A 16972-nucleotide genomic window follows, 5' to 3' on the forward strand; every position below is an offset into this window, starting at 1 on the left:
CGGGGGAAGTGAAAAATTTTCTAAAGTTCGAAATTCAGGTGCCGATACAAGGGTTACGGTGAGAAACCGTGGGCAACAGCCCAATAACATCAAGTTGTAATTGATAAGGAAAAGATCATGGCACAAGTCATTAATACAAACAGCCTGTCGCTGTTGACCCAGAATAACCTGAACAAATCCCAGTCCGCACTGGGCACTGCTATCGAGCGTTTGTCTTCCGGTCTGCGTATCAACAGCGCGAAAGACGATGCGGCAGGACAGGCGATTGCTAACCGTTTTACCGCGAACATCAAAGGTCTGACTCAGGCTTCCCGTAACGCTAACGACGGTATCTCCATTGCGCAGACCACTGAAGGCGCGCTGAACGAAATCAACAACAACCTGCAGCGTGTGCGTGAACTGGCGGTTCAGTCTGCGAATGGTACTAACTCCCAGTCTGACCTCGACTCCATCCAGGCTGAAATCACCCAGCGCCTGAACGAAATCGACCGTGTATCCGGCCAGACTCAGTTCAACGGCGTGAAAGTCCTGGCGCAGGACAACACCCTGACCATCCAGGTTGGTGCCAACGACGGTGAAACTATCGATATTGATTTAAAAGAAATCAGCTCTAAAACACTGGGACTTGATAAGCTTAATGTCCAAGATGCCTACACCCCGAAAGAAACTGCTGTAACCGTTGATAAAACTACCTATAAAAATGGTACAGATCCTATTACAGCCCAGAGCAATACTGATATCCAAACTGCAATTGGCGGTGGTGCAACGGGGGTTACTGGGGCTGATATCAAATTTAAAGATGGTCAATACTATTTAGATGTTAAAGGCGGTGCTTCTGCTGGTGTTTATAAAGCCACTTATGATGAAACTACAAAGAAAGTTAATATTGATACGACTGATAAAACTCCGTTGGCAACTGCGGAAGCTACAGCTATTCGGGGAACGGCCACTATAACCCACAACCAAATTGCTGAAGTAACAAAAGAGGGTGTTGATACGACCACAGTTGCGGCTCAACTTGCTGCAGCAGGGGTTACTGGCGCCGATAAGGACAATACTAGCCTTGTAAAACTATCGTTTGAGGATAAAAACGGTAAGGTTATTGATGGTGGCTATGCAGTGAAAATGGGCGACGATTTCTATGCCGCTACATATGATGAGAAAACAGGTGCAATTACTGCTAAAACCACTACTTATACAGATGGTACTGGCGTTGCTCAAACTGGAGCTGTGAAATTTGGTGGCGCAAATGGTAAATCTGAAGTTGTTACTGCTACCGATGGTAAGACTTACTTAGCAAGCGACCTTGACAAACATAACTTCAGAACAGGCGGTGAGCTTAAAGAGGTTAATACAGATAAGACTGAAAACCCACTGCAGAAAATTGATGCTGCCTTGGCACAGGTTGATACACTTCGTTCTGACCTGGGTGCGGTTCAGAACCGTTTCAACTCCGCTATCACCAACCTGGGCAATACCGTAAATAACCTGTCTTCTGCCCGTAGCCGTATCGAAGATTCCGACTACGCAACCGAAGTCTCCAACATGTCTCGCGCGCAGATTCTGCAGCAGGCCGGTACCTCCGTTCTGGCGCAGGCGAACCAGGTTCCGCAAAACGTCCTCTCTTTACTGCGTTAATCCGGCGATTGATTCACCGACACGTGGTACACAATCAAGGCAGCGAAAGCTGCCTTTTTTAATTCCGGAGCCTGTGTAATGAAAGAAATCACCGTCACTGAACCTGCCTTTGTCACCCGCTTTTCCTGTTCTGGCTCGGCCTGTCGCGACCATTGTTGTAAGGGCTGGAAAATCACGCTGGATAAGACGACGGTTAAAAAGTATCTCGCCAGTAAAGACACGACGATTCGTACCATCGCGCAAGACCATATTATTCTGCTGAAAAAGAACAATAATCATTGGGGGGAAATTAAACTGCCTTCGGCGCTGGGAAGTTGCCCTTATCTGGATGAGGACCGTTTGTGCCGGGTACAAAAACGTTAGGCGCAAAGGCATTAAGTCATACCTGTTCCTCTTTCCCACGGGCGCACCATACCTATAAAAATGAGGTACGTAACTCCCTGAGTCTTGCCTGTCCGGAGGTAACGTCCCGCATTTTAAACGATCCTGACGCAATGGCGCTCGGCGAAAAAACAATCATTCAGCAGACATTCAATACTGCGCCGTTATTCTCACCGCAGCAAAAGTTACTCAATCTGTTTTGCCTGAGTCTGATCAACCATGCCAACAGCAGTACGGAAACGGCGCTCTATGGGTTGATTAAATTCGTCATGTATGCACATAAATTTGCCAAAATTGATGATGCCGCGCTGGGTGAACTGGAACAGGTGTATGCCGCGTTACTTGAGCAGTTGCAGACCGGCGTGCTGGCGCAGGAATTGATGAATATCGCGCCGGACAGCAAGGTAAAAACCTCGCTGGTATTGCAGATGCAGAACTATTTCCGCTCGCTCCCGCTTAGTCGTGGCAGTGTTATCCTCGATCACTATATCCAGTGTCTTCTGCGGGTGCTGACGGCGGAAGAGGGCGTTTCAATGGAGCAGAAGGTTAGCGATATTGAGTCCTCATTAGCGCGCTGTTTACAGGCGGATGAGCAGCAGAAGAACTGGGCTTTCAGAAATTTAATTCTCTATAAAATTTGGGAAAATAATTTCCCCAACCAGCCGAATGTCGACCCGTTACGCGCGCTGTATATTATCGTGGCGGAATATGCCTTTATTAAGCTATTAACGGCAGCCAGCGTGCATGAGCGCGGGCGGCTTGAGTGGGATGACGTTACCAATATTGTGTATAGCTTTCACTCCCGCAGCCAGCATAACAGCGAGGTGGCGGCGAATTTTCATCGCCATATAGAAACGGTGCGTACTGGCGACGATCTGTCGATGATTCATCTTCTGACATAGTTTTGTTCGGGGTGGGCTTTTGCGCATCCCGTTTATCCTATCTGGCTGATTTTATTCTGCTCTTTGAACCGCTAAAAAGGCGCTACAGGTTACATAAGTGAAATAACCCTTCTTTTATAGCCTTATTCCTTCGATAGAACCCTCTGTAGAAACGGATAATCATGCCGATAACTCATTTAACGCAGGGCTGTTTATCGTGAATTCACTGTATACCGCTGAAGGTGTAATGGATAAACACTCGCTGTGGCAGCGTTATGTACCGCTGGTGCGTCACGAAGCATTGCGCCTGCAGGTGCGATTGCCGGCGAGCGTGGAACTGGACGATCTGCTACAAGCGGGCGGCATCGGGTTATTAAATGCGGTCGACCGATATGACGCTTTGCAAGGAACGGCATTTACCACTTACGCAGTGCAGCGTATTCGTGGGGCGATGCTGGATGAATTACGCAGCCGCGATTGGGTGCCGCGTAGCGTCCGGCGTAATGCCCGCGAAGTGGCGCAGGCGATGGGACAACTGGAGCAGGAACTGGGGCGTAATGCGACGGAAACCGAAGTGGCGGAACGTCTTGGCATCCCTGTTGCGGAGTATCGTCAGATGTTGCTCGATACCAACAACAGCCAACTTTTCTCTTACGATGAGTGGCGGGAAGAGCATGGCGATAGCATCGAACTGGTGACTGAAGAACATCAACAGGAAAACCCGTTACATCAACTGCTGGAGGGCGACCTGCGACAGCGGGTAATGGATGCGATTGAATCGCTGCCGGAACGCGAGCAACTGGTGTTAACGCTGTATTACCAGGAAGAGCTCAATCTCAAAGAGATTGGCGCGGTACTGGAAGTCGGCGAATCGCGGGTCAGCCAGTTGCATAGTCAGGCCATCAAACGATTACGCACCAAACTGGGTAAGTTATAGGTAGCGCATGATCGCACCCGAAAAGTGCCGCACAACATATAGACTACCAGGAGTTCTCATGACGGTGCAGCAACCTAAAAGGCGGCCCTTGAGCCGCTATCTTAAAGACTTTAAACACAGCCAGACGCATTGCGCGCATTGTCACAAATTGCTCGACCGCATTACGCTGGTTCGCCGTGGCAAGATCGTTAATAAAATCGCTATTTCACAGCTGGATATGCTACTTGACGACGCTGCCTGGCAGCGGGAGCAGAAGGAGTGGGTGGCGTTGTGTCGCTTTTGCGGCGATTTGCACTGCAAAAAGCAGAGTGATTTTTTCGATATTATCGGTTTCAAGCAGTATTTGTTTGAACAAACCGAGATGAGCCATGGCACGGTGCGGGAATATGTCGTGCGTTTACGACGTCTTGGCAATTACCTCAGCGAGCAAAACATTTCCCACGATCTGCTGCAGGACGGTTTTCTCGATGAAAGCCTGGCGCCATGGTTGCCGGAAACCAGCACCAATAATTACCGTATCGCACTGCGTAAATACCAGCAATATAAAGCGCATCAGCAGATTGCGCCCAGACAGAAATCCCCCTTTACCGCCAGTTCTGATATATATTAAAAAAGCATAAGATGTAGCAGAGTCGTGTTGGTGAAACGTGGCAAACCTTCTACATTAGGCTGAGTCCCCCAAAGGTTCGCGAGACGTGACGATGCGCCATGGCGGGACACAGTCTATGGTCATTAACGGCAATATTCGGGGTTACTATGAAATTAGCACTGCTGGGACGTCAGGCACTGATGGGAGTAATGGCTGTAGCGCTGGTGGCGGGAATGAGCGCGAAGAGCTTTGCCGATGAGGGTTTGCTGAACAAAGTTAAAGAACGCGGCACGCTGCTGGTAGGGCTGGAAGGTACCTATCCGCCGTTTAGCTTTCAGGGCGACGACGGCAAATTAACCGGTTTTGAAGTCGATTTCGCCGAGGCGTTGGCAAAACATCTGGGCGTTAAAGCGTCGTTGAAGCCGACCAAATGGGACGGAATGCTGGCGTCGCTGGACTCTAAACGCATTGATGTAGTGATAAACCAGGTCACGATTTCAGACGTCCGCAAGAAAAAATATGATTTCTCTACGCCTTATACTGTCTCCGGCGTTCAGGCGCTGGTGAAAAAAGGCAATGAAGGCACGATCAAAACGGCGGCCGATCTGCAGGGCAAAAAAGTCGGCGTTGGGCTGGGGACTAACTATGAAGAGTGGCTACGTCAACATGTTCAGGGCGTGGATATCCGCACCTATGACGATGATCCTACAAAATATCAGGATCTGCGCGTAGGCCGTATTGACGCGATTTTAGTCGATCGTCTGGCGGCGTTGGATCTGGTGAAAAAAACCAAAGGTACGCTGGCCGTCACCGGTGATGCGTTTTCGCGTCAGGAGTCCGGCGTTGCGTTACGTAAAGGCAACGAAGATTTGCTGAAGGCGGTAGATAATGCCATTGCGGAAATGCAAAAAGATGGCACCTTAAAAGCGCTCTCCGAAAAATGGTTTGGCGCTGACGTGACCCAATAATGCTCTACGTTGCCCGGCAGGTAGTGCGCCGCCGGGCAATATCAACCTCATACTATGTCAGCAAACGGAGGCGCGTGAATCGGCGCCTTTTTTATTTCCATTAGATCAACGTGCATAATAAAAAGAACACACCACAACGTTACCGGAGGCTCAATGCCACTACATCACTTAACGCGCTTTCCTCGCCTGGAGCTTATTGGCGCGCCGACCCCGCTCGAATACCTGCCGCGATTGTCTGATTATCTTGGCCGTGAGATTTACATTAAGCGCGATGACGTTACGCCCATTGCAATGGGCGGCAATAAACTGCGTAAGCTGGAGTTTCTAGTGGCCGACGCGCTGCGAGAAGGGGCGGATACGCTGATAACCGCAGGGGCGATTCAGTCAAACCATGTCCGTCAGACGGCGGCGGTTGCGGCCAAATTGGGGCTGCATTGCGTCGCCTTGCTGGAAAATCCAATCGGTACCACCGCGGAAAATTACCTGACGAATGGTAATCGCCTGTTACTGGATTTATTTAATACACAAATTGAGATGTGCGATGCGCTAACCGATCCGGATGCGCAGCTGCAAACGCTGGCGACGCGCATTGAAGCGCAAGGGTTCAGGCCCTATGTGATTCCGGTCGGCGGCTCCAGCGCGTTGGGCGCAATGGGATACGTAGAGAGCGCCCTGGAGATCGTCCAGCAGTGTGAAGAGGTCGTCGGGCTCTCTTCGGTGGTGGTGGCCTCCGGCAGCGCCGGAACGCACGCCGGGTTAGCTGTCGGGCTGGAACATCTGATGCCGGATGTCGAACTGATTGGCGTGACCGTTTCACGTTCTGTCGCCGAGCAGAAACCCAAAGTGATTGCCTTGCAGCAGGCTATTGCCGGCCAGCTGGCGCTGACGGCGACGGCGGATATTCATTTATGGGATGACTATTTTGCCCCGGGTTACGGCGTGCCAAATGACGCGGGGATGGAGGCGGTGAAACTGCTGGCGAACCTGGAGGGGGTGCTGCTGGATCCGGTATATACCGGTAAAGCGATGGCGGGTCTGATAGATGGCATCAGCCAGAAACGCTTTAACGATGACGGGCCGATTCTCTTTATTCATACCGGTGGGGCGCCTGCGCTGTTTGCCTACCATCCTCATGTATAACCTCCAGGTAATCAACGCGAATGCAAGAAAGTATCCAACTGGTTATTGAATCGCTGCCGTATTTGCTTAAAGGCGCCGTCTTTACCCTGCAACTGAGTATTGGCGGTATGTTTTTTGGTCTGCTGCTGGGATTTGTGCTGGCGCTGATGCGGATGTCTCCGCTATGGCCGGTTCGCTGGCTGGCGCGCTTTTATATCTCGATTTTTCGCGGTACGCCGCTTATCGCCCAGTTATTTATGATCTATTACGGCCTGCCGCAATTTGGTATTGAGCTGGACCCTATCCCGGCGGCGATGATTGGTTTATCGCTCAATACCGCGGCTTACACGTCCGAGACGCTGCGCGCGGCGATCTCGGCTATCGACAAGGGACAATGGGAAGCGGCGGCGAGCATTGGCATGACGCCGTGGCAAACGCTACGCCGCGCTATTTTGCCGCAGGCGGCCCGCGTCGCGCTTCCGCCGTTGAGCAACAGCTTTATCAGCCTGGTGAAAGATACATCGCTCGCCGCGACGATTCAGGTGCCGGAGTTGTTCCGCCAGGCGCAGTTAATTACCTCGCGAACGCTGGAGGTGTTTACCATGTATCTGGCCGCGTCGTTAATCTACTGGGTAATGGCGACCGTCTTATCGGCACTGCAAAACTATTTCGAAAACCAGCTTAACCGCCAGGAGAGAGAGCCAAAATGAGTGCTATCGAAGTCACCAACCTGGTCAAAAAATTTCATGGTCAAACGGTGCTGCACGGTATCGACCTTGAGGTGAAGCCCGGAGAAGTCGTCGCCATTATCGGCCCGAGCGGCTCAGGGAAGACAACGTTATTACGCTGTATTAACCTGCTGGAACAACCGGAAGCGGGCACCATTAAAGTAGGCGATATTATCATCGATACCGCCCGCCCATTCAGCCAGCAAAAAGGGTTGATTCGCCAGCTACGTCAGCATGTCGGCTTTGTCTTTCAGAGTTTTAACCTGTTCCCGCATCGTACCGTGCTGGAAAATATCATTGAAGGTCCGGTGATTGTAAAGGGAGAGCCGAAAGCTGAGGCGACGGCGCTGGCGCGGGAACTGTTAGCCAAAGTCGGGTTGGCCGGTAAAGAGACCCGTTATCCGCGCCGCCTGTCGGGCGGGCAACAGCAGCGCGTGGCGATTGCGCGCGCGCTGGCGATGCGCCCGGAAGTGATTCTGTTTGATGAGCCGACGTCGGCGCTTGATCCTGAATTAGTCGGCGAGGTGCTTAATACGATTCGCCAGCTGGCGCAGGAAAAGCGCACGATGGTGATCGTCACTCACGAAATGGGCTTTGCGCGTGACGTGGCTGACCGGGCAATATTTATGGATCAGGGGCAAATCGTCGAACAGGGGCCGGCGAAAACCTTGTTCGCCGATCCTCAGCATCCGCGTACTCGCCAGTTCCTTGAGAAATTTTTAGTGAAATAATACCTTTTCAACGCTCGCCCGAATTAGCCGTGCCTCGGGCGAGCGCAATGAATAATTATGAAGTCATTCTGCCAGATTATTAACCTCGCTCTTTGGCGGAAGTCGAAAAACTGTAATGCCGCTCAAGTATTCTATGATTCGTCCGATATTCCTTATATATAAACACCATTTATGTGTTAATTTAAGTCATTCATAATAATGATTATCAATATCAAAGGCGTGACCATAAAATATGCAGGAAAATGATTTCTTCACCTGGCGACGCGCAATGTTGTTACGCTTTCAGGAGATGGCGGCAGCAGAGGATGTTTATACTGAATTGCAATATCAGACACAGCGGCTGGAATTTGATTATTATGCCCTGTGTGTTCGTCATCCCGTTCCCTTTACCCGGCCTAAAATATCGCTTCGTACCACTTATCCTCAGGCGTGGGTAACGCATTATCAGTCCGAAAACTATTTCGCGATTGATCCGGTATTAAAGCCGGAAAATTTCAGGCAGGGTCATTTACATTGGGATGACGTGCTATTTCATGAAGCGCAGGCGATGTGGGATGCCGCCCAGCGTTTCGGATTACGCAGAGGCGTAACCCAGTGTGTGATGTTGCCGAACCGGGCGCTGGGCTTTTTATCTTTCTCCCGTAGCAGTTTACGCTGCTCCTCGTTTACCTACGATGAAGTGGAGCTGAGGTTGCAACTGCTGGCGCGGGAGAGTCTTTCGGCGCTGACAAGACTTGAAGACGACATGGTGATGGCGCCTGAGATGCGTTTCAGTAAACGTGAGAAAGAGATTCTGAAGTGGACGGCGGAAGGGAAGACCTCATCGGAGATCGCCATTATTCTGTCGATTTCTGAAAATACCGTTAACTTCCATCAGAAAAACATGCAGAAGAAATTCAATGCGCCAAATAAAACACAGATTGCCTGCTACGCTGCGGCGACAGGTCTGATATGACGTGCTGACGATGCTTCGCGCCAGACGCGAAACCGGCTGAAAGCGATGCTAACAGCCGGTTTTTTACTACTGGCGGTAAGCCTGTTTAATTTGCTTAACCGTACTGGAAAATACCGCCGCTTGTGCTTCATCATCCATCTGCGCGATCTGTTTTTCCATTTTAAGAATCACGCGCCCTGCATCGGCCTGGCCCATCGCCTGCAGCATCAGCGTTAACATGGCTTTCAGGCAGTTGACTTCAGTAGCCAGTTCTTGATTATTCTCAGCGGTGGAAAAATCAGGCGTACTCATTTATTTTCCTCGTTATGTTTCAGTGAAAATGTGCGATAGCAGATGTTAAGGCGGCGGAGTATACCATAAGCTACGCTAAAAATAGCAGTGGTTGTTTTTTGATCAAAAAGCAGAGGGGTTACCCACAAAATAAACGTTGCCGCGTGATGCATATATTTTCTTCATTCTTTGTTTATTACGCGTATTTTACTCGTTAATTATTGTTACAAAGTTGATTCCCTAATTAGTGTTTAGACAGCGGAACGTGAAATTTTTGTCACCATTATGAAATAGCAGCCCGGAACAGCGCCGTCAGAAGGGGCTACAACGTTGGCAGTTGCCACATGACGTACAACATAATTTCCAAAAACGAGAGCAAAATCGAATACCCGGTGTTTTTTTACGTTTCAAAGTTGAGATAAAACCAGCTAATATAAGGGCGATTAACTATCAGTAGCGTTATCCCTATTCTGGAGATATTCCTTTGATCAACGTTCTTCTTGTTGATGACCACGAACTGGTGCGCGCAGGGATACGACGCATTCTTGAAGATATAAAGGGCATTAAAGTTGTCGGTGAAGCGTGCTGCGGAGAGGATGCGGTAAAATGGTGCCGTACTAACGCCGTTGACGTCGTGCTGATGGATATGAACATGCCCGGTATTGGCGGCTTTGAGGCGACGCGTAAAATTGCCCGATCGACAGCGGATATCAAAGTGATCATGCTGACCGTCCATACGGAGAACCCGTTGCCCGCCAAAGTGATGCAGGCTGGCGCAGCTGGCTATCTCAGCAAAGGCGCTGCGCCTCAGGAGGTGGTGAGCGCTATTCGTTCGGTGTATTCCGGACAACGTTATATCGCCTCCGATATCGCTCAACAGATGGCGCTCAGTCAGATTGAGCCTGCAAAAACGGAAACGCCGTTCGCCAGTTTGTCTGAACGCGAGTTGCAGATTATGCTGATGATCACCAAGGGCCAGAAGGTCAATGAGATTTCAGAACAGCTGAATCTCAGTCCTAAAACGGTGAACAGCTATCGCTATCGTATGTTCAGTAAATTAAACATTCATGGTGATGTTGAGCTGACTCACCTGGCAATCCGCCATGGCCTGTGTAATGCGGAGACGTTAACAAGCCAGTGAGTGAAATATTTGACGCAAAGGCGTTCCTGAAAACCGTTACCAGCCAACCCGGTGTCTATCGTATGTATGACGCCGGCGGTACGGTTATCTATGTTGGTAAAGCAAAAGACCTGAAAAAGCGTCTTTCCAGCTACTTTCGCAGCAACCTGGCTTCGCGTAAAACCGAAGCGCTAGTTGCGCAAATTCAACACATTGATGTCACGGTAACGCATACCGAAACGGAAGCGCTGCTGCTTGAGCATAATTACATCAAGTTGTATCAACCGCGTTACAACGTGTTGTTGCGTGATGATAAATCCTATCCTTTTATTTTTCTGAGCGGCGATACCCATCCGCGTCTGGCGATGCACCGTGGCGCCAAACATGCGAAAGGCGAGTACTTCGGTCCATTTCCTAATGGCTATGCCGTTAGGGAAACGCTGGCGCTGTTACAGAAAATTTTCCCTATCCGCCAGTGCGAAAACAGCGTGTATCGCAACCGCTCGCGTCCTTGCCTGCAATACCAGATTGGCCGCTGCTTAGGCCCCTGCGTTGCAGGACTGGTCAGCGAGGAGGAGTACACGCAACAGGTGGAGTATGTCCGGTTGTTTTTGTCCGGCAAGGACGACCAGGTCTTAACACAGCTGATTGCCCGGATGGAAAAGGCCAGCCAGGATTTGGCATTTGAAGAGGCGGCGCGTATTCGCGATCAGATCCAGGCGGTACGCCGGGTCACGGAGAAACAGTTTGTCTCCAATGCGGGCGACGATCTCGACGTTATCGGTGTGGCTTTTGATGCGGGTATGGCCTGTGTGCATGTGTTGTTTATTCGCCAGGGTAAGGTACTGGGCAGCCGCAGCTATTTTCCAAAAGTGCCTGGCGGTACGGAACTGGGCGAAGTGGTGGAAACCTTTGTCGGGCAGTTTTACCTGCAGGGTAGCCAGATGCGCACGCTACCGGGCGAGATACTACTCGATTTTAATCTGAGCGATAAAACGCTGCTGGCCGATTCGTTGTCGGAGCTTGCCGGACGGCGTATTCATGTCCAGACAAAACCGCGCGGCGATCGCGCCCGCTATCTCAAGCTAGCGCGGACCAACGCGGCAACGGCCTTAGTCACTAAACTTTCGCAGCAGTCCACCATCACGCAGCGTTTGACCGCGCTGGCGACGGTATTAAAACTTCCTGCGATCAAGCGGATGGAATGTTTTGACATCAGCCATACCATGGGGGAGCAAACGGTCGCATCCTGTGTGGTATTTGACGCTAACGGGCCGTTACGCGCCGAGTATCGTCGTTATAATATCGCGGGCATCACGCCGGGTGATGACTACGCGGCGATGAATCAGGTGCTACGTCGGCGTTATGGCAAGGCCATAGAAGAAAGTAAGATTCCGGATGTTATTCTGATCGACGGCGGAAAAGGGCAGCTCGCCCAGGCGAAAGCCGTTTTCGCTGAGCTGGATGTCCCCTGGGATAAGCATCGTCCTTTGCTGCTCGGCGTCGCCAAAGGCGCGGACAGAAAAGCCGGTCTGGAAACACTCTTTTTTGAACCGGAAGGCGAGGGGTTTAGCCTGCCGCCGGACTCGCCGGCGCTGCATGTTATTCAGCATATTCGCGATGAGTCGCACGATCACGCGATCGGCGGGCACCGTAAAAAACGCGCGAAGGTTAAAAATACCAGTACGCTGGAAACTATTGAAGGCGTTGGGCCTAAACGTCGCCAGATGCTGCTGAAATATATGGGCGGTTTGCAAGGATTACGTAACGCCAGCGTAGAAGAAATTGCAAAAGTGCCGGGTATTTCGCAAGGTCTGGCAGAAAAGATCTTCTGGTCGTTGAAACATTGAGGCCACTGTAGCAACATAGGGGTAATTTCACTGACAACAGATAGTTACCCGTCACTATGCAATTTAATATCCCTACGTTGCTCACGCTGTTTCGCGTCATCCTGATTCCATTCTTTGTCGTGGTGTTTTATTTGCCGTTCGCCTGGGCGCCGATGGTCAGCGCGCTGATTTTCTGTATTGCCGCGATTACCGACTGGTTTGACGGCTTTCTGGCGCGACGCTGGAACCAGAGTACGCGTTTCGGCGCTTTCCTCGACCCCGTCGCCGACAAGGTGCTGGTGGCGATCGCCATGGTGCTGGTCACCGAGCATTATCATAGCTGGTGGGTGACGTTACCTGCGGCGACGATGATCGCCCGCGAAATTATTATCTCTGCTCTGCGTGAATGGATGGCGGAGCTGGGCAAACGCAGTAGTGTAGCGGTCTCCTGGATCGGTAAAGTCAAAACTACCGCGCAGATGGTGGCGCTGGCGTGGCTCTTGTGGCGTCCGAATATCTGGGTAGAGTATGCCGGGATCGCGCTTTTCTTTGTCGCAGCGGTGCTAACATTGTGGTCCATGTTGCAATATTTGAGCGCTGCACGCGGAGATTTGCTTGATCAGTGATCGTTTCGCCGCAAATTTCAGCAAACGATCGTGAGTGACGAAAAATATCGTTGACTCAGTGCGTCAGGTAAGTAGAATGCAACGCATCGGACGGCAGCACTGATTGCCAGACGATAACAAAATCAAGCGATTAACAAAGTTGCTTGATACTGCGGGAATAGCTCAGTTGGTAGAGCACGACCTTGCCAAGGTCGGGGTCGCGAGTTCGAGTCTCGTTTCCCGCTCCAGTTTAAAAGCATTGGCGTAAAGCGGATGCTGGCTGAAAAGCCAAAAAAATTTGGCGCGTTAACAAAGCGGTTATGTAGCGGATTGCAAATCCGTCTAGTCCGGTTCGACTCCGGAACGCGCCTCCAATTTTTCCCGAGCCCGGATGGTGGAATCGGTAGACACAAGGGATTTAAAATCCCTCGGCGTTCGCGCTGTGCGGGTTCAAGTCCCGCTCCGGGTACCATGGGAAAGACAAGAATAATCAAAGCAATAAGCAGTGTCGTGAAACCACCTACGGGTGGTTTTTTTGTGCTTTCAGTTTGTATGCCGACCGCGAGCGTGAACTCTCCAGCGCGATACACAGTAAAAAACATCGGTAGCGGCATTTCTGCCAGTACAACAGTTATGTGCTACCGACCCGCAAGAACTTATGCCTGGTAAATACTAAACGTCGGGTAAATCAGCCGATAAAATCCATTAATCTCTATAAAAAATGCTGATATGTTTTATGCCTGCTTTATTAAAGAGAGTAGGTCTGCCAGTGAAATATACCGATAATGCAAAATTATTTATTAGCTTCATTAATATTGGGATTGTAAGTTGCGCTTTGCTACTTTTTTATTTTGTATGAGCCTGAGAGTGCAATCGTAACCTACTCTCTTCCCGGTGAGCTTTCCTCTTCGACATGTGATGCACATAATTTTATTGGCTACGTCGATGCAAATGACTTTGCAGAGTATATAAAAAAAGTAGAACTGACGCGCTACAATATGTATTGTCTGAAAAAAACAGGGGCAGGCCAGTGGAGTATTTATGCAAATTAAACGAGTATATAACTGTTCAGGGGTATTTTCTGCACAATTTAATTAAAGGTAGATAGCGAACTAATATTCATCACTAGGTAATGTGATCCGCTTCATGCTTTAATCACGTTTTGCAATATTGTCTTAATAACAGGTCAACTACAGATAATTTCGGGTTTTCGTGAATGGCGGTTTTGGTCAGTCTCTATATTATGCTTTCCCCGCTTTACGGAGATGATGATGCAAAAGAAAACCTGGGCCGTTTTATTGATACCATTGTGCCTCACCGCTTGCCACCAGACGACCAACCGATCAACAGCCAAAGATGAAATTCTCACAGGGAGCTATATTGACCCGACAAAAACACGCTTTCCGTTAGCGGATTATTCACAGTCGGTTGATAAATGGATACCTCCGGACTCGGCTGATTACACTATTCCGGTTATTGATAGTGCTACCCAACAACGCTACTTTAGCGCACTAAAATCTCATTATTTCGGAATGGACAGTGAAGCGCACTCGCCGTGGAATGATTTTTATATTACCGCATTGCTGAAAAAAAACGCAGCACAGGCCCGGGATGCCAGTATTAAGCAGTTTCTTAGCGACGGCAGTGCTTATTGGGGGGAAAACTTCAGACTTTATACCTCTCGCTGGAAAGAGGAGGTTAGAGGGAATACGGATACGCAGATTGACAATATCTATCATGCCTCCCGGCGAGGCATTATGGTCAGAGAAAGTTTAGTCAGAGCGCTGCCAACGGACGACCCGCTCTTTAACGATCCCCGTCAGGCGGGCGAGGGGTACCCGTTTGATAATTTACAAATGTCTTCGCTGCGTCCCGGTACGCCGGTCTATACGCTGACGAAGAGCAAAGACCAACGCTGGCAATATGTCGTTTCACCAGCGGTAACTGGCTGGGTTCACAGTGAAGATATTGCCAGTACGGATCAGAAATTTATAACACAGTGGGTTTTGCTCGCTCACAAGCAACTGGGGGCATTTATCAACGCGCCGGTTTCTGTCCATGCCGCAGGCGTCTATTATTTCACCGGGCGACCGGGTACTATTTTACCGTTCCGACATCAACGGGCGGGCCAGTTCCTGATTGCGGCGCCAGTTCGCGGCAGCAACGGTCGCGCGTTTATCCATTGGGTCTGGCTAAGCGGTAACGAGTTTACGGCTATGCCGTGGAAAATGACGCCGGAAAATATCGCCGTGCTAATGAAAGCAATGCACGGCGCCCCCTACGGTTGGGGAAATTTTAACTTTTATAATGATTGTTCAGCCGAAGTCCGCAGCCTGTTAATGCCGTTTGGCATATTCCTGCCCAGACATTCATCCGCGCAGGTAGAGTCTGCTGGACGGGTGGTCGATCTTAGTCATAAAAATCCCCAAATGCGGATCGATTATCTCACCAGATACGGAAAAGCGTTTACTACGCTGGTCTATATTCCAGGGCATATTATGCTGTATATCGGTAACACAACCATGAATGGGCAGGTCGTGCCGATGACTTATCAGAATATCTGGGGATTGCGCCCAAACCATGCTAATAGCCGGAGCATTATCGGTGAGGCGGTATTTTTGCCGTTACTGCGTTTTTATCCTGAAAATCCTGAGCTGATATCGCTGGCTGGTAAGGTTCTGTTTAAGCTTGGTTATATAGAATAGGTTGACAAACTGTGTTATCGCGGAAGACATGATTAAGGCAACCGTGCGCGTGGATATAAAGATAGTATCCCTGTAAACTGTGTCTGAAAAAAGTATACGCTATAGTGCGGGCTGTTTATTTGAAATACTATCTGGAGCTGATTCTGGATGTGATTATGTGCCTCACACATTGAAGTGAGAGTTATTGTTGGCGGTATCTGGCTGGAGGCTGGGTGGTAAAAAGACGTAATTTATTGCATTTTAATAACGGTGCCCGGTCAGAGCGCGATCTTGGGGATCTGGTCACTAAAGTTTTTGAGAAAGCGGCGAAAAAAGAACCGCAACCGCTATACACATTTAGCCTGCCGTTGCTGAGTGTGCAAGATGAGATCCGTGTTTACTGTAAGAAAAAAATATCAAAATAGGGTACGATACGCTGTTTATGGAAATAACCTTTTCTGCTGACAGAGAAGCGGTAGACGAACTCATTAAACACTTTTTTACTGAAAATAAGCTCTATTTGAGAGGGCGGTTTTATCTGTCCGCGGCGGTGGTATAAGTTAGCATGAGTATAATATAGCGAGAAACCTATCTCTCACTTTTGTGTGGGGCGAGCGCTTCCTGGCGGAAAATCTGCGCCCTGATCCTCCTTTTGTGCGTTAACTTCCGGAATCCTCCTCATTTCGTGTTAATCTGGCCCCTGATGGTTGCCATCCAAACTGCCTGCAAAAAAATTATTTTTATCCGCTGCAATGTAAGAGGCCTACAGGCGGAAGTCATCACTGAGGAAAAGCATTATGAAAATGGAACCATTAAACGAGAACGAGCTGGAATGGCTGGATGATGTGCTGACGAAATACAATACCGATCAGGTCATTTTGGATGTCGCGGAGCTGGACGGTCTGATTACTGCGGTACTAAGTTCTCCGCGTCCCATCGAGCCGGAACAGTGGCTGGTCGCGATATGGGGGGGACCCGCGTACGTACCGCGCTGGACATCTGAAAAAGAAATGACGCGATTTATGGATCTGGTATTCCAGCACATGGCGGACACAGCCGCCCGGCTTGAAGACTATCCAGAACAGTTCGAGCCGCTGTTTGGCCTGCGAGAAGTTGATGGCCATGAATTAACGATTGTTGAAGAATGGTGCTTTGGTTACATGCGCGGAGTGTCGCTGTCCGACTGGTCTGACTTGCCGGATACGCTAAAACCGGCGCTGGAAGCGATTGCCTTACACGGCACGGAAGAAAACTTTGCGCTGTTGGATAAAATGAGCCCGGAAGCGTTCGATAAAAGCGTTGACGCTATCCGTATCGCGGCGCTTGAGCTGCATGCCTGGTGGATGGCGCATCCGCACACGACGCCGCTACAGATGCCGATAAAAGCGGAGGTGAAAGTGGGGCGTAACGATCCTTGTCCATGCGGGAGCGGCAAAAAATTTAAGCAGTGCTGCCTGCATTAATGGCTCGTAAACGGCCATAGCGTGATGATTATCGAGCCTGGACGGCGTCCGGGCCCGGTAATCTTTGCCTGGCG

15 protein-coding genes, 3 tRNA genes and 3 pseudogenes are annotated in these 16972 nt (G+C 50.0%); 19 read left to right on the forward strand and 2 right to left on the reverse strand.

From position 1 onward, the window contains the following. The first annotated feature begins 117 nt into the window (after window positions 1-117). The 9 genes and pseudogenes from AAYN39_RS22315 (at window position 118) to sdiA (ending at window position 8927) form a co-directional block, all read left to right on the forward strand. Window positions 118-1638, forward strand: coding sequence for a FliC/FljB family flagellin (locus AAYN39_RS22315; RefSeq protein WP_000079784.1), 1521 nt, complete (start codon window positions 118-120; stop codon window positions 1636-1638). Between the two features lie 78 nt (window positions 1639-1716). After that, window positions 1717-2921: pseudogene (fliB, locus tag AAYN39_RS22320) on the forward strand (flagellin lysine-N-methylase). A 196-nt stretch (window positions 2922-3117) separates the two neighbouring features. Continuing rightward, window positions 3118-3837: an RNA polymerase sigma factor FliA gene (locus AAYN39_RS22325; protein ID WP_001087453.1), complete on the forward strand. Its 720-nt coding sequence runs from the start codon at window positions 3118-3120 to the stop codon at window positions 3835-3837. A 58-nt stretch (window positions 3838-3895) separates the two neighbouring features. Next, window positions 3896-4447 carry a flagella biosynthesis regulatory protein FliZ gene (gene fliZ / locus AAYN39_RS22330; protein ID WP_000218080.1) on the forward strand — a complete coding sequence of 184 codons (552 nt, stop codon included), beginning with the start codon at window positions 3896-3898 and terminating at the stop codon, window positions 4445-4447. A gap of 146 nt (window positions 4448-4593) precedes the next feature. Continuing rightward, window positions 4594-5394, forward strand: coding sequence for a cystine ABC transporter substrate-binding protein (tcyJ, locus tag AAYN39_RS22335; protein ID WP_000761628.1), 801 nt, complete (start codon window positions 4594-4596; stop codon window positions 5392-5394). A 153-nt stretch (window positions 5395-5547) separates the two neighbouring features. Next, a complete protein-coding gene (gene dcyD / locus AAYN39_RS22340) occupies window positions 5548-6534 on the forward strand; it encodes a D-cysteine desulfhydrase (RefSeq protein WP_001128192.1) in 987 nt (328 codons plus the stop codon). 20 nt (window positions 6535-6554) lie between these two features. Next, the gene (gene tcyL / locus AAYN39_RS22345; protein WP_001158238.1) at window positions 6555-7223 is read left to right on the forward strand and encodes a cystine ABC transporter permease; all 669 of its coding nucleotides are present in this window, start codon (window positions 6555-6557) and stop codon (window positions 7221-7223) included. Next, entirely contained in the window at window positions 7220-7972 is a 753-nt protein-coding gene (tcyN, locus tag AAYN39_RS22350) for an L-cystine ABC transporter ATP-binding protein TcyN (RefSeq protein WP_001273033.1), read from the forward strand. The genes tcyL and tcyN overlap by 4 nt, the downstream gene beginning before the upstream one ends. A 232-nt stretch (window positions 7973-8204) precedes the next feature. Further along, on the forward strand, window positions 8205-8927 hold the full coding sequence (gene sdiA, locus AAYN39_RS22355) for a transcriptional regulator SdiA (protein ID WP_001157173.1): 723 nt from the start codon (window positions 8205-8207) through the stop codon (window positions 8925-8927). A gap of 66 nt (window positions 8928-8993) precedes the next feature. Here the strand turns inward: sdiA and AAYN39_RS22360 are convergent, their stop codons facing one another. After that, window positions 8994-9218, reverse strand: coding sequence for a DUF2594 family protein (locus tag AAYN39_RS22360; protein WP_000106483.1), 225 nt, complete (start codon window positions 9216-9218; stop codon window positions 8994-8996). Then, window positions 9215-9370 (reverse strand): hypothetical protein, encoded by a 156-nt coding sequence (locus tag AAYN39_RS22365; protein WP_000546185.1) that lies wholly within the window; start codon window positions 9368-9370, stop codon window positions 9215-9217. Before AAYN39_RS22365 ends, AAYN39_RS22360 begins: the two co-directional genes overlap by 4 nt. A 311-nt stretch (window positions 9371-9681) precedes the next feature. Between AAYN39_RS22365 and uvrY the strand changes: the two genes are divergently transcribed. From uvrY to AAYN39_RS22415, 10 genes and pseudogenes are all read left to right on the forward strand, one after another. Beyond that, on the forward strand, window positions 9682-10338 hold the full coding sequence (gene uvrY, locus AAYN39_RS22370) for a UvrY/SirA/GacA family response regulator transcription factor (RefSeq protein ID WP_044790242.1): 657 nt from the start codon (window positions 9682-9684) through the stop codon (window positions 10336-10338). After that, on the forward strand, window positions 10335-12167 hold the full coding sequence (gene uvrC, locus AAYN39_RS22375) for an excinuclease ABC subunit UvrC (protein WP_001289473.1): 1833 nt from the start codon (window positions 10335-10337) through the stop codon (window positions 12165-12167). Before uvrY ends, uvrC begins: the two co-directional genes overlap by 4 nt. Window positions 12168-12223: 56 nt before the next feature. Continuing rightward, on the forward strand, window positions 12224-12772 hold the full coding sequence (pgsA, locus tag AAYN39_RS22380) for a CDP-diacylglycerol--glycerol-3-phosphate 3-phosphatidyltransferase (protein WP_001160192.1): 549 nt from the start codon (window positions 12224-12226) through the stop codon (window positions 12770-12772). A 151-nt stretch (window positions 12773-12923) separates the two neighbouring features. Next, window positions 12924-12999, forward strand: a tRNA-Gly gene (locus AAYN39_RS22385). A gap of 52 nt (window positions 13000-13051) precedes the next feature. Continuing rightward, window positions 13052-13125 (forward strand) — tRNA-Cys (locus tag AAYN39_RS22390). A gap of 11 nt (window positions 13126-13136) precedes the next feature. Next, window positions 13137-13223 (forward strand) — tRNA-Leu (locus AAYN39_RS22395). Window positions 13224-13472: 249 nt separating this feature from the next. Then, window positions 13473-13803 (forward strand): annotated as a pseudogene (locus tag AAYN39_RS22400) (hypothetical protein). Between the two features lie 213 nt (window positions 13804-14016). Further along, window positions 14017-15456 (forward strand): SH3 domain-containing C40 family peptidase, encoded by a 1440-nt coding sequence (locus AAYN39_RS22405; protein ID WP_077905069.1) that lies wholly within the window; start codon window positions 14017-14019, stop codon window positions 15454-15456. 212 nt (window positions 15457-15668) lie between these two features. Continuing rightward, window positions 15669-15994: pseudogene (locus tag AAYN39_RS22410) on the forward strand (glucose-6-phosphate dehydrogenase). A gap of 238 nt (window positions 15995-16232) precedes the next feature. Beyond that, window positions 16233-16898, forward strand: coding sequence for a YecA family protein (locus AAYN39_RS22415; RefSeq protein WP_000781529.1), 666 nt, complete (start codon window positions 16233-16235; stop codon window positions 16896-16898). Window positions 16899-16972 lie beyond the last annotated feature (74 nt).

The sequence above is a fragment of the Salmonella sp. K21076 genome (assembly GCF_039650795.1).
GTDB lineage: Bacteria > Pseudomonadota > Gammaproteobacteria > Enterobacterales > Enterobacteriaceae > Salmonella > Salmonella enterica.

Excerpts from the sequence above, each read along its gene's own strand:
- AAYN39_RS22315 (WP_000079784.1), top strand. The coding sequence starts at position 118 with ATGGCACAAGTCATTAATACAAACAGCCTGTCGCTGTTGACCCAGAAT.
- fliZ (WP_000218080.1), top strand. The coding sequence starts at position 3,896 with ATGACGGTGCAGCAACCTAAAAGGCGGCCCTTGAGCCGCTATCTTAAA.
- tcyJ (WP_000761628.1), top strand. The coding sequence starts at position 4,594 with ATGAAATTAGCACTGCTGGGACGTCAGGCACTGATGGGAGTAATGGCT.
- dcyD (WP_001128192.1), top strand. The coding sequence starts at position 5,548 with ATGCCACTACATCACTTAACGCGCTTTCCTCGCCTGGAGCTTATTGGC.
- tcyL (WP_001158238.1), top strand. The coding sequence starts at position 6,555 with ATGCAAGAAAGTATCCAACTGGTTATTGAATCGCTGCCGTATTTGCTT.
- tcyN (WP_001273033.1), top strand. The coding sequence starts at position 7,220 with ATGAGTGCTATCGAAGTCACCAACCTGGTCAAAAAATTTCATGGTCAA.
- sdiA (WP_001157173.1), top strand. The coding sequence starts at position 8,205 with ATGCAGGAAAATGATTTCTTCACCTGGCGACGCGCAATGTTGTTACGC.
- AAYN39_RS22360 (WP_000106483.1), bottom strand. The coding sequence starts at position 9,218 with ATGAGTACGCCTGATTTTTCCACCGCTGAGAATAATCAAGAACTGGCT.
- AAYN39_RS22365 (WP_000546185.1), bottom strand. The coding sequence starts at position 9,370 with ATGCATCACGCGGCAACGTTTATTTTGTGGGTAACCCCTCTGCTTTTT.
- pgsA (WP_001160192.1), top strand. The coding sequence starts at position 12,224 with ATGCAATTTAATATCCCTACGTTGCTCACGCTGTTTCGCGTCATCCTG.
- AAYN39_RS22405 (WP_077905069.1), top strand. The coding sequence starts at position 14,017 with ATGATGATGCAAAAGAAAACCTGGGCCGTTTTATTGATACCATTGTGC.
- AAYN39_RS22415 (WP_000781529.1), top strand. The coding sequence starts at position 16,233 with ATGAAAATGGAACCATTAAACGAGAACGAGCTGGAATGGCTGGATGAT.